This is a genomic window from Ancylobacter dichloromethanicus (assembly GCF_018390645.1).
In the GTDB taxonomy this organism is placed as follows: Bacteria; Pseudomonadota; Alphaproteobacteria; order Rhizobiales; family Xanthobacteraceae; genus Ancylobacter; species Ancylobacter dichloromethanicus.
In genome coordinates, this window is the sequence record NZ_JAHBGC010000050.1 from 18358 (window position 1) to 32618 (window position 14261).

The 14261-nt window shown below is 63.1% G+C and carries 16 protein-coding genes and 1 pseudogene; 5 read left to right on the forward strand and 12 right to left on the reverse strand.

The window, feature by feature from the left end; genetic code table 11:
• Entirely contained in the window at positions 1-2100 is a 2100-nt protein-coding gene (locus tag KHC23_RS20850) for a heavy metal translocating P-type ATPase (RefSeq protein ID WP_246544834.1), read from the reverse strand.
• A gap of 625 nt (positions 2101-2725) precedes the next feature.
• Here KHC23_RS20850 and KHC23_RS20855 point away from each other — a divergent pair.
• Positions 2726-4366 (forward strand): Na+/H+ antiporter, encoded by a 1641-nt coding sequence (locus KHC23_RS20855; protein WP_213375407.1) that lies wholly within the window; start codon positions 2726-2728, stop codon positions 4364-4366.
• A gap of 141 nt (positions 4367-4507) precedes the next feature.
• On the opposite strand, the gene KHC23_RS20860 is transcribed toward KHC23_RS20855, so the two are convergent.
• Positions 4508-4747 carry a hypothetical protein gene (locus tag KHC23_RS20860; RefSeq protein ID WP_213375482.1) on the reverse strand — a complete coding sequence of 80 codons (240 nt, stop codon included), beginning with the start codon at positions 4745-4747 and terminating at the stop codon, positions 4508-4510.
• Between KHC23_RS20860 and KHC23_RS20865 the strand changes: the two are divergent.
• From KHC23_RS20865 to KHC23_RS20875, 3 genes and pseudogenes are all read left to right on the forward strand, one after another.
• Positions 4740-5039, forward strand: a pseudogene (locus tag KHC23_RS20865) (IS630 family transposase); the annotation flags it as partial. The gene KHC23_RS20860 and the pseudogene KHC23_RS20865 sit on opposite strands and share 8 nt — an antisense overlap.
• Before the next feature lie 156 nt (positions 5040-5195).
• A complete protein-coding gene (locus KHC23_RS20870) occupies positions 5196-5753 on the forward strand; it encodes a dihydrofolate reductase family protein (protein WP_213375408.1) in 558 nt (185 codons plus the stop codon).
• Positions 5754-5936: 183 nt separating this feature from the next.
• Positions 5937-6314 (forward strand): YkvA family protein, encoded by a 378-nt coding sequence (locus KHC23_RS20875; protein WP_213375409.1) that lies wholly within the window; start codon positions 5937-5939, stop codon positions 6312-6314.
• Between the two features lie 40 nt (positions 6315-6354).
• On the opposite strand, the gene KHC23_RS20880 is transcribed toward KHC23_RS20875, so the two are convergent.
• From KHC23_RS20880 to KHC23_RS20925, 10 genes are all read right to left on the reverse strand, one after another.
• Complete coding sequence (locus tag KHC23_RS20880) at positions 6355-6921, reverse strand: manganese efflux pump MntP (RefSeq protein ID WP_213375411.1); 567 nt, start codon at positions 6919-6921, stop codon at positions 6355-6357.
• 420 nt (positions 6922-7341) lie between these two features.
• Positions 7342-7839, reverse strand: coding sequence for a hypothetical protein (locus tag KHC23_RS20885; RefSeq protein ID WP_213375413.1), 498 nt, complete (start codon positions 7837-7839; stop codon positions 7342-7344).
• Positions 7840-7924: 85 nt separating this feature from the next.
• Positions 7925-8488 (reverse strand): cytochrome b, encoded by a 564-nt coding sequence (locus tag KHC23_RS20890; protein ID WP_213375414.1) that lies wholly within the window; start codon positions 8486-8488, stop codon positions 7925-7927.
• 10 nt (positions 8489-8498) lie between these two features.
• Positions 8499-8972 carry a DUF411 domain-containing protein gene (locus KHC23_RS20895; RefSeq protein WP_213375416.1) on the reverse strand — a complete coding sequence of 158 codons (474 nt, stop codon included), beginning with the start codon at positions 8970-8972 and terminating at the stop codon, positions 8499-8501.
• 56 nt (positions 8973-9028) lie between these two features.
• Positions 9029-9313, reverse strand: a complete 285-nt coding sequence (locus KHC23_RS20900; RefSeq protein ID WP_213375418.1) for a copper-binding protein — start codon at positions 9311-9313, stop codon at positions 9029-9031.
• Between the two features lie 25 nt (positions 9314-9338).
• Complete coding sequence (locus KHC23_RS20905) at positions 9339-9836, reverse strand: cupredoxin domain-containing protein (RefSeq protein ID WP_246544835.1); 498 nt, start codon at positions 9834-9836, stop codon at positions 9339-9341.
• On the reverse strand, positions 9823-11220 hold the full coding sequence (locus KHC23_RS20910; RefSeq protein ID WP_213375419.1) for a multicopper oxidase family protein: 1398 nt from the start codon (positions 11218-11220) through the stop codon (positions 9823-9825). Before KHC23_RS20910 ends, KHC23_RS20905 begins: the two co-directional genes overlap by 14 nt.
• A gap of 19 nt (positions 11221-11239) precedes the next feature.
• On the reverse strand, positions 11240-12706 hold the full coding sequence (locus tag KHC23_RS20915) for a TolC family protein (protein WP_213375421.1): 1467 nt from the start codon (positions 12704-12706) through the stop codon (positions 11240-11242).
• Positions 12706-12924 carry a hypothetical protein gene (locus KHC23_RS20920; protein ID WP_213375423.1) on the reverse strand — a complete coding sequence of 73 codons (219 nt, stop codon included), beginning with the start codon at positions 12922-12924 and terminating at the stop codon, positions 12706-12708. Before KHC23_RS20920 ends, KHC23_RS20915 begins: the two co-directional genes overlap by 1 nt.
• A gap of 178 nt (positions 12925-13102) precedes the next feature.
• A complete protein-coding gene (locus KHC23_RS20925) occupies positions 13103-13561 on the reverse strand; it encodes a hypothetical protein (RefSeq protein ID WP_213375424.1) in 459 nt (152 codons plus the stop codon).
• A gap of 237 nt (positions 13562-13798) precedes the next feature.
• Here KHC23_RS20925 and KHC23_RS20930 point away from each other — a divergent pair, with 237 nt between their 5' ends.
• Entirely contained in the window at positions 13799-14194 is a 396-nt protein-coding gene (locus KHC23_RS20930) for a hypothetical protein (protein ID WP_213375425.1), read from the forward strand.
• Positions 14195-14261: the final 67 nt, after the last annotated feature.

The window sequence follows — 14261 nt, forward strand, 5'->3', positions numbered from 1 at the left end:
TCATTTCTTCCGGTAGAACCGCAGAAACTGCGCGTTAATGGCGACGATGACGGTGCTGGCCGACATGAAGACGGCGGCGACGGCTGGGGTCATCAGGAAACCCGTTCCGAAGGTGATGCCGGCCGCCATCGGGATGGCAATTGCGTTGTATCCGGTCGCCCAGATCAGGTTCTGTACCATCTTGCGGTAGGTGGCGCGTGACAGGCCGAGGATCGCGGCCACATCGCGCGGATCGCTTCTGACCAGGACGACGTCGGCCGATTCCACGGCAACGTCAGTGCCAGCGCCGATGGCGATCCCGAGATCGGCCACGACCAGCGCCGGCGCGTCATTCACGCCGTCGCCAACCATGGCAACCTGCAGTCCGCGCGCCTGCAATTCCTTGATCTTCTCGGACTTCTGATCCGGCAGCACCTCGGCGAAATATTCAGCTATGCCCAGTTCGTCCGACACCGCTTGCGCGACCCCCTTGGCATCGCCAGTGAGCATCACGGAGTTGATCCCGAGCGCCTTCAGTTCGGCGATGGCCTCCTTCGATTCCTGCCGGACGATATCGGCCAGCGCGAACAGCGCGCGCGGCTCGCCGTCGCGGACGAGCACGACCACTGTCTTGCCCTGGGCCTCCAATTGCTTGAGCCGCTCGTGGCCGATCGCCTTGCCCTGCCTTGCGAGGTGGCCGGGGCTGACGATACGGATGTCGTCGCCGTCAACCTTTGCGACGATGCCCTCTCCGGTGATGTTGCTGACCTCGCTTGCCTTCGGGACGGTCAAGTTGCGATCCCTGGCCTCGGCGACGATGCCGTGGGCGATCGGATGCTCGGACTGGCTCTCGGCCGCTGCCGCCAAGGCGAGTTCTTCGTTCTCGTCACCGCCGGCGAGCAGCACGATGTCGCTCACGCCAAACCGGCCCTCGGTCAGCGTTCCGGTCTTGTCAAAGACCACCGCATTTAGATTGCGCGCGCGTTCAAAGGCCGCGCGGTCACGGATCAGAAGTCCGTTTCCGGCGCTGAGCGAGGTGCTGACGGCGACGACGAGCGGAACGGCAAGCCCGAGCGCATGCGGGCAGGCGACGACCATCACCGTCACCATGCGCTCGAGCGCGAATTCAAGCGACGCGCCGAGAACGAGCCACCAGACGAAGAGCGTCCCGAAGCCTACGGTAAGGGCGATGTAAGTGAGCCACGAGGCAGCACGGTTGGCGATGTCCTGCGTCCTGGAGCGCGTCGCCTGCGCCTTCTTCACGAGATCGATGACCTGTGCGAGATAGGTGGCATCGCCCGTGGCGGTCACCTCGATGGTCACGGCGTTGGCGCCGTTGATCGCGCCGCCGATGGCGGTGGCACCGACGGTCTTGGAAACCGGGCGGGATTCGCCGGTCAGCATCGCCTCGTTGAAGCCGGACGACCCCTCGATGATCTTCCCGTCGACGGGCACCTTGGCGCCCGGGCGGACGAGAACCCGATCGCCCGGCTGCAATGCGGAGATGGAGACCTCTTGCATCGAGCCGTCGGCGCCGATCTTCGTAGCGCTGTCAGGCAGCAGCCGGACCAGTTCCTCGAGCGCGCGCGATGCACCCATCACGGAGCGCATCTCGACCCAGTGGCCGAGAAGCATGATCGCGACCAAAGTCACGAGCTCCCAATAGAATGGCTCTCCCGGAAAGCCAAAGGTGGTGGCGGCCGAGAAGAAGTAGGCGGCCGAGATCGCCAGCGCGATCAGGGTCATCATTCCGGGCTGTCCCTTGCGCAGCTCGGACAGGAAGCCGCTGAGAAACGGCCAACCCCCATAAACATAGACGATCGTTGAAAGAGCGAAGAGAACCAGTCCATCTCCCGCAAAGGCCAGCGTCTCGGCAACGCCAAGCCAGTGCTGGATCATCGGCGACAGAAGCAGGACCGGCGGCGTGAGAAGGAGTGTGACCCAGAACCTTCGGCGGAAGTCGGCGACCATCGCACCATGATCGTGCCCGGCATGCTCAGAATGACTGGAACCGGCCGCTGCCACGATCTTGGGATCGGTGTGACGATCGTCTTGGCGCCGGCCGCCAGCGTGATCGGCATGACCGTTGTGATCGTGGGCATGTGGCCGGTCAGAGGTCATTCTACGAGATCCTGCTGTTTGCTACGGCCTTTGGGAGACCATGGTGCTTATGGAATGCTCGACGAGGTTCGGCCCGCGCGCCAGCGACGTGAGCGCCATTTCGTGCCGAGCCTGCTTGGTCGCCGGTTCCCCACGGCACGTCTTTGATCGAGGTTAAGTTCGCCGATGGGCCAAAAGGTCATAGGTGAAGCTCAATCTCGGTGCCGTACTCCGACGGTCGAGCGGTAGCGGCCTGCCGTGTCGGATCGTGCGAGGCTCGGGCGGCAGACGATTGTCGAGACGGTAACCCCGACCCACGGACGGAGAGTCGCCGAACTACCCGGCGTGCGCCAGCTTGAACATGCCGGACCTCAGAACCGCTTGCATTTGCCGCCGTTCCAAAACTCCAGTGCCGGAAAAAATGTCGCCGACACGCTACCATCATTTGTGCGACAAACCTGCGCTTCATCCTCCCCTGGCTGAGTTCGCTCGACCGGAATCCGCACTACGGCCGCCATGAACCTTCACCATAGGGCTCCTGCATACGCGGCCGATCGACGTGGGAGGCGAGATGGGTCCGGTCCCGAGCGCGGGATGAAGCCGGCTATCGACAGGCCGCGCCCATGCAACCGGGACTGGAGCAGACGTGGAGACGATCTCAGTTGCCTTGATCCTTCTGCTAGCCGTTGTGATCAGCGGTGCGCTCGCGCGCATGTCGCCGATCGCCCTACCGCTTCCCCTTTTTCAGATCGCGCTCGGCGTGGTCATCGCGTCGGTGGCCAATCTCGGCGTCGAACTGGAACCGGAGATTTTCTTCCTGCTGTTCCTGCCGCCGCTCCTGTTCCTGGACGGCTGGCGCATCCCCAAGGAGGGTGTGTTCCGGGACAAGGGCACGATCCTGGAGCTTGCCTTCGGCCTGGTCGTGTTCACCGTGGTCGGCGTCGGCTTCCTGGTGAACTGGATGATCCCGGCCATGCCGCTGGCGGTTGCTTTCGCGCTGGCGGCCATCGTCTCGCCCACCGATCCGATCGCGGTGTCGGCCATTGCTGCCAGAGTGCCCATTCCCAAGCGGCTGATGCACATCCTCGAAGGCGAGTCGCTGCTCAACGATGCGTCGGGCCTGGTCTGCATGCGCTTCGCGGTTGCCGCGACCCTGACCGGTACATTCTCCCTCGCCGAGGCCGCCGGCACATTCCTCTGGGTTGCGATCGGCGGCATCGCGATCGGCACGGGAGTGACCTGGTCGGCGACCAAGGCGAAGAACTGGATCTCGCGCAAATTCGGGGAAGAAACCGGCTCGCAGATCCTGATCAGTCTGCTGATCCCCTTCGCCGCCTATCTTCTGGCCGAGCGTCTTCATTGTTCGGGGATTCTCGCCGCGGTCGCGGCCGGCATCACCATGAGTTATGTGGAGCAGACCGGACAAGCGCTCGCCGTCACCCGTGTCCGTCGCAGCGCCGTCTGGGACACGGTCCAGTTCACCGCCAACGGAATCATTTTCGTTCTGCTGGGCGAGCAGCTCCCTCAGATCCTGGCCGGGGCGGCGCAGGTCGTGCACGAGACCGGGCATCACGAGCCGGCCTGGCTCCTCGTCTACGTCGTCTCCATCAACCTGGCGCTTGCGGCATTGCGGCTTCTTTGGGTTTGGACCTCGCTGCGTTTCACCTTGTTCCGGGCTGCGCGCCGGGGTGAAGCTCTCGTCACGCCGAGTTGGCGTCTGATCGCCGCCATGTCGCTTGCAGGCGTGCGCGGAACGATCACGCTCGCCGGCGTTTTGACCTTGCCGCTGGTGATGGCCGACGGGACAGCGTTTCCGGCGCGTGACCTCGCCATCTTCCTGGCCGCCGGCGTGATCATCCTGTCGCTCGTCGCCGCCAGCATCGGCCTGCCACATCTTCTCAAGGGGCTGGAACTGCCGCCGGAGCCTTCGCATCAGGAAGACGAAGACCGCGCCCGGATCGCCGCGTCCGAGGCGGCGATCCGGGCCGTCGAGCGGGCCCAGCATGATATGGGCGAGGGACGCAGCGACGCCGATCTTTACGTGGATGCCGGAGCGCGGATCATGGAGCTTTACCGCCAGCGCATCGATGGCCGTTCCAAGACTGGCGAGGAGCGCGATCTCGCCCGGAAGATCGACGAGATCGAACGCAGGCTGCGCCTGGCCGGCTTGCGTGCCGAACGCGACGAGATCTATCGCATTGTTCGCAGCCGGAGCCTCACAGACGAGGCGGCGCGCAAGCTGGTCAGGGAAGTCGATCTGCTGGAAGCGAGATTCAGAGTAACGTGAGGAACCTTCGATAAGCGCACAAAGGTGCCGCAACACGACCGCGGCGTCGCTTCAGGACGACACTCATAGGTTTTGCGGGAGTGCTGAGCCGCGCCAACAAAGGGCGCGGCTCGATCTCCGAGTGGTGCGATGCAGGGCCTGCTAGAGCCTCGGCTTTGAGGGGATCGTGGCCCCACCCGTCATCGTCGGCATTTGCGGATCGCCCGGCGGCATGGATGACATATACGCGGGCGCCTGTCCGCTTGGGAAATCCTCCTTCTGGACGTCGAGAAACTCGTGACGTTCACGCTCCTTTTGGGGACGCGTAGACGGATAATAGTCAGCGAAAGCAGGTGCCGCAGACAGCAGCGCCACCATGCCACCGAACAGGATCTTCCTCACCCACAAGCATTCCAAGGTGATCGAATGGCTGGGCCGACACCCGCGCTGGACGTTCCATTTCACGCCCACCTCGGCGAGCCGGCTCAATGCCGTCGAGGGCTTCTTCGACATCCTCACCAAGTGCCGCCTCACGCGCGGGGTTTTCAAGGGCGTCGTCGATCTCCAGGCCGCCATCAACTGCTTCGTCGTCGATCATAACCAGCAGCCAAAGCCCTTCGTTTGGACCGCCGATCCTGACAAAATCACCGCCGCCGCTGCCCGCGGCCACCAAGTGCTAACTTCCGTCCGATAGCCCTTGGGCATGTCAGCGCGCTAATCCTATCGTCGCACCGGATGTCCGATCTTCGGCTAGCGACCAAAGGGGAAGTTCGACTCCATTGCGGAAGTTCAACATCAACCACGAGCAATTGGCCTACCTGTTCTCCATTGTATGGCTTAGACTCGCCGCATGGGACTATTGACCTTCAGCATCAACGTCACCCTGGACGGCTGCGTCGACCACCAGGAGGGAATTGCCGACGACGAGACGCACGCGTTCTTCACCCGCCTTATGGACGAGGGCGGGGCGATGCTGTGGGGCCGCATCACCTACGAGATGATGGAGAGCTACTGGCCGGCGGTCGCTCGCGGCGAGGAGAAGGCGCCGCCGGCGATACGCGAGTGGGCGGTCAAGCTGGAGGCCAAGCCGAAGTACGTGGTGTCGTCGACGCGAAAGGCCTTCCCGTGGACCAACAGCCACCACATCGCCGGCGACCTGCGCACGGGCGTGCAGAGGCTCAAGGACGCGACCCCGGCCGGCGTGCTCCTGGGTAGCGGCAAGCTCGCGACCGAGCTGGACCGGCTGGATCTGATCGACGAGTACAATCTCCTCGTCCACCCCCGGATCGCCGGCCACGGCCCAACCCTCTACCAGAGCGGTCTGCCCAGCACGCGACGGCTCGAGCTGATCTCGGCCATGCCGCTCCGCAGCGGCGCCGTCGCCATGCATTACCGGCGCGCCCGCTAATCCAGAGCAACCTCTTCGCGCTCAGCTCGCGCGCCTGCGCGTGTAGGAAGCCTTCTCGCCGCGCAACACGGCATGCCCGCTGCTGCCATGGAAGCTCGGTTGATCAGGCCGGAGGCCTTGTGGGCAATGGCGGCTTCCCTACCCGTTGCTGACTCTTTGGTCCAGTGCGAGAGTAGAGCCCGCATGTTGGAACGAATGAAGCACTGGGCACGCCGGCTAAAGCGTGATGTCGTCGCGCTATGGATTGCTGCCCGTGATCCGCGTACACCTTGGGTGGCGACGGTGGTTGCAGCAGCAGTGGCAGCCTACGCCCTGAGCCCGATCGACCTGATTCCTGACTTCATTCCGATACTTGGCTATCTGGACGACTTGCTGATCGTACCGGCTGGTATTGCACTGGCCGTCCACCTGATCCCTTCGGCAATCATGGCCGACTTCCGGAGGAAGGCCGACGAGCGCGCAGATCGTCCGCGAAGCGTTGTAGCGGCTGCGGTTATTGTTTTCGTCTGGGTGTTGGGCCTGGCAGCAGTGGGCTTCGGGGCTGCACGGCATTTCCGCTAACGTGCACCCATAGTAGTTGGAACGCCTGCTTGTCGCCTCGTCAGCCTGCCATCAGGTGGCTGTGTAGGATCGAGATGCCGAGGCCGACGAGCGCCATGCCGCCAACACGCTCGGCCCATCGACCGAACTTCGCCCCGATCAGGTTGCCTGCCATCATGCCCCCGGTCGACATTAGGAACGTCGCGAAACCGATCGCGAGCGCGACGACGATGATGTTCACGTCTAGAAAGGCGAGCGACACGCCGACGGCCATCGCATCGATGCTGGTGCCAACTGCGGTCGCCATCAGAGCCCACAGCGTGTTGCCCTGGGATGCCTCTGCGCGTTCTGCCGCAGGCTTCAACGAGTGCAGGAACATGCGTCCGCCGACGATGCCGAGCAGCACGAATGCGATCCAATGATCGACGGCCGCGACATACTGGCTTGCGGCTAGGCCAGCGGCCCAGCCGATGAGCGGCGTGATCGCCTCGACGGTGCCGAAGACGGCACCGGTGCGGAGTGCCTCAGCGAAGCGAGGTCGCTGCACCGCAGCTCCCCGACCAATCGAAGCCAATAGGGCGTCGACGGACATGCCCACGGCGAGCACTGCGATAGAAACAGGTGACATGACATTCTCTTGCGCGGACCGAGGAACGGACGGATTTCGAGCCATATCCGCGAGGACACGCCGTCACGGTCTCGCTTGGCCGAACTGATCCGGCTGGTCGCACCACGCAGTTCTCGCCGCGAGCGTGTTGATACGACCGCACGCCAAAGCGTGCCGCTACTCCCCGATGCCTGCGATCTAATGGAAGGTCTCTTTAATGTCAATAATGCAATCTTTTCAATTGTTTAGAATTGAGAGGCATTAGCAATAAGTGTTCAACCGTGTCTGGTATCTGTGCGAAGTCGAACGACCGTTCCCCACCCTTCCTGCGACATTCGGAATTTCTGCTTCGGGGCAGGGTCAGAACGCCCTTCCACGACCGGGACGGAGGTTTCTGCGCGGGTACCAAGCGTCAGATTCTATCCACAACATTCGTTTAGCTCACTTGAAGGAAGGATGTTTGTTAGGGAGCTGCAGGTCCTCGTTGGCCCTCGCAATTTCCGCATCGAACGCATCATGATGATCGCCGTGGCTACTGACGAACTCTTTGACCGAAGACGCTGCCGATCTTTCACACCAGTTAGCAAGTCGCGCGCGTTCTTCGCTTTGCTTTGGTCCGTAGCGCTCTCTGATAGCGAGCAACGCACCGATGCGCGCTGCATTCGCCGAACGGACCACAACTTCCGTCGCCTCAGCTTGGGGCAAACCGGAGATTACCTCGCTTCGAACGTGCAGCATGAGCTGTTGCGCATCGCCGACACTGCCTCTTGTCCTTTCTATGATCGATGGATCGTATTGAGCGCAATATACTACAAGATTGTGAGCAATATCTGCTTTCGCAAGAATTCGCACGAGACTGTCATCATCGGCGGCGAACGCTGGTGGCAAACAAGCGGAAAGTAGAATTGCGCCTGTTCCGATTTTCCACTCGCGTTTCATTGTCGAGTCCCTGGGGGCTGGCCTCTGTATTGAGCCGTCCTGATTTAGAGGACGCCAGTCAGGACCGCACCTGACCCATTCGTGGTCATTTCGCGGTTCGAACCCCCGTGATCATTCGACGAAGAACCTCGTCGCGCCGGATGAGATGGTGCCGGAGGGCTGCGCTCACGTGAACGACCACGACGGCGAGCAGCGACCATGTGAGAACCCGATGGATTGGGGCAAAGGCAGCGCTGTCCACGTACATCGCGGCGGTGCCAGTAATGGGCAGCGCGAAGAGCAGGCCGTACAGCAGCGCGTGACTAATCGCTGCCCCCCAACGCGTGATCTGCGAGGAGGCCGCTGGCAGCGGCGGGACACCATGAAGATATCTGAGGCCGATACGGACTACTGCGAAGGCCAGAACAAGCCAGCCGCCCCAGGCGTGGACGCGGTGCAGGAAGAGGTCGAATGGAGCCGGCTGCATGAAGGCATGCGTCATGTGGGTGCGGGCAATGGCCCATGACGTGGGAATCTGGGTCAGGCACAGCAGGACCACGCCCCAATGCAAGAGCCGCTGGACCACGGAATAGCCTGCTGCAGGGCGTGCAACCAAGAGCGCGCTGGTTAGCCGGCTTGCCTTCCGAATGCTCCCCGATTGTTCGTCCATGGCTGTGCGCTCAGCTCGGAATCGGGCTGGCGCCGCGGAAGCGCATGAACAGGTTCGGCGTTTCGGAACCGAAAGCCATCACGTCGTAGGTCTCGGGTTCCATCCCCGCGACGTCCATGCCCGGCGATCCCACCGGCATGCCGGCAACGGCGATGCCGCGTACGGACGGACGCGCGGCCAGGAGCCGGATCAATGCCGTGGCTGGAACATGGCCTTCGAGAAGGTAGCTTTCGACCTCGGCCGTGTGGCAGGACCAGAGGGCCGAGGGAATCCCAAAGCGAACTTTGATTGCGTTCATCCTGGGCTCCTCGACGATCGTCGTGGGAAAGCCGGCCTTCGCGACGTGGTCGGCCCAAGCGCCGCAACAGGCGCAGGACGGATCCTTGTAAACCGTGACGAGAGGTTGGCCGGCGGCCCTGGCAGGGACTGGCGCGAGCAGCGTCGCGCCTGCGAGCAGGAGCACGCGTCTGCGATCCATGTTCATCGGGTGGTCCTCCGGGGGAGGGGGAGCGCCGCAGCGCTCCCCGGGATAGCGAGATGTTAGTTCGCCTTGGCGATCTTGGTGACCGTCAGACGGCCGCTCACTCGATCGGCCTCGAACTTCACCTTGTCGCCGACCTTGACCGCTTTCAGCATGGCCGGGTCGGCGACGGCGAACACCATGGTCATGCCGTCCATGTCGAGATTCTTGATCGGCCCATGCTTGAGCGTGACCTTGCCCTGGGCCTGGTCGATCTTGGTGATCTGTCCATCGACCGGAGCCGCCTGCGCCAAGGCGGCGGTCGAAAACGCGGAGATCGCCGCTGCCATTATAAGCTTACGCATAATTATGCTCCTTTGTTGAGTGCAACTACTTGACGATGATGGTGCCGGTCATGCCGGATTCCCGGTGACCGGGGATGAGGCAAGAGAAGTCGAACTCCCCGACCTTGGTGAACTTCCAGACAATTTCGCCGGTCTTCTTCGGTGCCAGGCGCTTGGCGTTGGGATCGTCATGCTCCATGTCCGGGTTCTTCATCATCTCGGCCATGTGCTTGAGGTTTCCGTCGAGCGTGCCGACGACGATCTCGTGATCGAGCTCACCATTGTTACGGATGGCGAACTTGACCTGCTCTCCCTTGCGGATGTCGATCCGGTTCGGGATGAACACCATCTTCCCGTCCGATTCGCGCATGGTGATCTGGACGGTGCGTGCCGGTTTCTTGGGATCTCCAGGCTCGCCATACGCGCGGTCATCCCCATGGGAATGGCCAGCGTCGGCCAGCGCTGCGGTCGACAGGGTAAGGGCCGCAAGCGCGGCGATCAGGAATCGTGGTTGCACGTAGGAATCCTTCTCAATGATTGCCATGGGGGGATTTTTTGCCGGGTTTCACGACGTTGAACTCGGCGGTCCTCGACTTGTCGAGCGCGGCAGGAGGCTCGCGTTCGGCTCTTTTCGGTTCGCCCTTCCACTCAAAGGCGACCGTACCTTCCGGGTGCTTGAACCATCCCGGATCCTTGTAATCGCCGGATGCGAGCCCCTCGCGCACCTTGACGACCGAGAACATGCCGCCCATCTCGACCGCCCCGAACTGGGCGAAGCCCGTCATCATCGGCAGGGTGTTGTCGGGCAGCGGCATCTCCATCTCGCCCATGTCCGCCATGCCGGCCGTGCCCATCGGCATGTAGTCGGGGACGAGCTTGCGGACCTTCTTGGCGAACTCCTTCTTGTCGACGCCGATGAAGTTGCGCACGTCGTGGCCCATGGCGTTCATGGTGTGATGGGACTTGTGGCAGTGGATCGCCCAATCGCCGGACTTGTCGGCGACGAAATCGAAGGCCCGCATCTGCCCGACCGCGCAGTCGATGGTGACCTCGGGCCAAGCAGCGCCCTCGGGAACCCAGCCGCCATCAGTGCACGACACCTTGAAGTCGTAGCCGTGCATGTGGATGGGGTGGTTCGTCATGGTGAGATTGCCGAACCGGATGCGGACCTTATCGCCCTTGCCGGCAACGATGTGGTCGATGCCGGGGAAGACCCGGCTGTTCCAGGTCCACATATTGAAGTTGGTCATCTCGGCGACCTTCGGCACATAGGTGCCGGGATCGATGTCGTAGGCCGCCATCAGGAACACGAAGTCCCGGTCAACGCGGCGAAATGCGGGATCCTTCGGATGCACCACGAAGAAGCCCATCATGCCCATGGCCATCTGGACCATCTCGTCGGCATGAGGGTGGTACATGAAGGTGCCGCTCTTCTGGAGCTGAAACTCGTAGACGAAGGTCTTGCCCGGCTTGATATGCGGTTGGGTCAGCCCACCGACCCCATCCATGCCGCTCGGCAGCAACTGGCCATGCCAGTGGATGGTGGTGTGTTCCGGCAGCTTGTTGGTGACGAAGATGCGGACCTTGTCGCCCTCGACCGCCTCGATCGTCGGTCCGGGCGACTGGCCGTTATAGCCCCACAGATGGCCGACCATGCCCGGCGAGAACTCGCGCACGACCGGTTCGGCGACGAGATGGAACTCCTTCCAGTCGCCGTTCATCCTCCAGGGCAGGGTCCAGCCATTGAGCGTGACGACGGGCTGGTAGTCCGGACCGCTCGTCGGAACGAGCGGTGGCTGCATGACCGCCTCTTTCATGGTGGCGGCTTCGGGGATCGCGGCCGCCTGGGCGCGGCCTGAGACGGCGCTTGCGCTGATCAGTGCCATGCCACCGGAGGCGCCGAGGAAATTTCGACGTGAGATCGTCATGATGGTCTCCTTTCTCGGGTCAGTTCACGCCGCCTTCGGCGGCCGCTGCCATGACGGAGCCTTCGCCAGCCGAGCCGGCTGAACTGCCTCCGCCGATGATCGCGGTCTCGAAGTCCACGGTGGCGATGAAGAAGTCGCGCTTGGCGGAGATCGCCGCGACGTTGGTGGCGATGCTTTCCCGCGCCGTCGTCAGAAGCTCGAAGACGTCGATCAGCATGCCGTTGTATTCGAGCAGGGCCTGCTCGTTGATCGTCCGGCGTAGCGGCAGAATGCTGTTCTGATACTGGCGGGCGATGTCGTAGCTGCCGCGATAGGTGAGATAGGCCGCGCGCGCTTCCGAGCGCACGTTCACGGCTTTTTCCATCAGGCGGTTGACCGCCTGCATGTAAGTCTCCCGCGATCGGCGCACGTTGACTTCGCCGCCGTCGAAGATCGGGATCTGGATTTCGAGCTCGAAGCCGCGCGGCGACGAGCTCTCCCGTACGCCGTCCACGGTCGATCGCTCGTAGTTGCCGCGCCAGCCACCATCGAGCATGGAGATGAACCGCGTCGCCTCGGTCAGCCCGAGGGTCTTGGCCATGGCATCGAGCTCGAGGCGCGCCGCGATGAGATCGACGCGCTTTCGAATGGCATCGACTTCGACCTGCTGTGCGGTCTGGATGCGGGGCATGCCCGGGAGCTGACCCGGCAATCTGTAGTCGACGTCGGGCCCCCACAGGCCCAGGATGCGGGTCAGGGCCTCGCGGTCCGTCCCGACCTTCAATCGAGCCTGGGCAAGCTCGTTGGACACCTCTGCGTAGAAGGAACTCGCTCGCGCCTGGTCGAGCTTCTTCGCGGCGCCTGTCTCTCCGAGCTTGCGCGTGAGGTCGGCGGCTGCATCAGCCGAGACCCGTGCCTGCTCGAGGAAGGACGCGGTCTGCCGCGACGCCACAGCGCGGTAGTAGGCGCGGCGGGTCTCCGCCGCAGTGCGGAAGGTTGCCTCGATTGCCTTCTGCCGGGCGGCTTCGAACTGCGTCCTGGCGATGTCGCTGCGGGCCGGAAGTGTCAGGAGCGCCAGGATGTTGGCGACCACGCGACGTTCGATATCCAGCGAAGCACCGGTGGAAAGCCGCTCGACCCCGATGACCGGATTTGGCGGCAGGCTGGCCTCGACGAAGGCGGCCTCGGAAATGCCGAGCGCATTGTACTCGGCCTGAAGACCGCGATTGTTGATGAGCGCAAGCTGGACAGCGCCGTCTGCGGTCAGGGGTTTGGCCAGGAGCGCCTTGACGCGGCTCTGGACCGCGGACGCCTCGGCGGAGGACGCGATCTTCACGGTGTCCTTGCCGATCGCGGCCGAGACCTCCGCCGACACCGGGCTCATGCCGCCGTCCGGCGTGAAGGTTACGCAGCCACCCAGTGTCGTGGCGACGGCGCCGATCGCGACAAGCCGCTTCCAAGGCGGCGCAGGAAGAGGCTTCGCCTGGCTATCGATTGTGAGCGCCATTATTCGCCCCCCGTCTTGGGAGCGACGCGCTCATTGCGCTCGATCCAGGGTTTCGGATCGACCGGACGGTAATCAACCGTTCCCGCGGTGACGGGCGCGTAGCGCAAGGGCTTCACGCTCGAACTCGCATCGGATGGGCTCGGCCCCACCTCGATCGCGGGCGGTCCGGAACATGCGGACAGAACGACGGCGAAGGCCGTCATCAAGACAGGTTTCATGGAGATCCTCGGAATCGGCCCAGTCGGCCTGAGCGGCATGGCCGCGCGGCATCGAACAGCGATCTTCAGCGGCTGCGGAGACGCAGCGGCGAAGGCCGTCGGCAGAAACCCGAAGACGGAAACGGAGACGGATCTTGTCCGTCAGCGATCAGAGGTCGTGAAGGGAGTCGGCCGACGATCAGACGTCGGCGGACCTCGGCGGGCGCTCGAGGCGCGTCGCGGACGATCCCTTTACACCCGCCTCGAGCGACGGATGATCGATGGTCCGCACAAAAGCAATGATCGCCATAGCGCATGCGCTGGCGGGAATCGCAGTGTGGCAGGCCATGGCGCAGCAGGAGTTGGATGCATCGCCGCGCTGATGTTTGGCCGCGCAGGCCGAGCCGTCTGCTTCCAGACAAGCGGAGTTCTGGGCGAGGTCGCTGTCGCCGTGCTCATGCGATCCGCTGGAATGGCTGGCTTCGATCGGCGCGTGGTGCCCTTTCCCGCCGCTCGATACCATCAAGCTGCTCGCAATGCCCCAACCCGTGCTTGTCACCGAAAAGGCGAGCACGGTCAGAAGAATCACAAAGGAACGAAGCGAGTGCATCATATCGCATCGCAAAATACGGGCGACGCCGTGAATGGCAAGGACCATTTTGGCGTCATGTGAAAAAGCTCCGACGCTGGTGCTCGGCAGTCACACGAAAATTCCTTGCAAGGCTTCCGCTGTTGAACGCCAACCCGTGAGTACGACGTGTTAGACGGCTCAGGATGACGAAACAATTATCCACGCGACTTTGACGTGACGATGGCCGTCATTGCTGCGGTATCTGCCGAGAACGTGAACGCAATGCTCTTCCGCCGGTCAAGCCATTGTGAGATTTAGGATGCGATGATCCGGTCCCAGCTCTTTCGACTTCTCTCGATCCTGGCGATCGTGGGCATGGTCGCTGTTCCCGTCGTTGCACCTGCGGGTGCCGGCATGGTGGCGGCTGTGTCGATGGCCGAGCCGTCGGATATGGCGATGTCGGACATGGACATGTCGGATGCGGCGATGTCCGACGACATGCCGTGCTGCCCCTCCCAACAGCAGCAACAGACACCCGATTGCGGCAAGGCGACCTGCCCGTCGATGGCGCTCTGCTTTGCCAAGTGCTTCTCAAGCGGACCACCGGCAGCCGTCGTCCGGTCGTTGCCGATACACGCGGGCAAACTGTTCGGCCTGAAGGCCGATACCCGGCTCGCCAGCCTGGCGCCCCCGCCACTGATGCGACCTCCGCGAATCTAGGTCTCAGCGCCGGCCTTAGGGCTGGCGGATCGTCGGGCAGCCTGGGCGCTGCGCGGCGGTCTTGCGC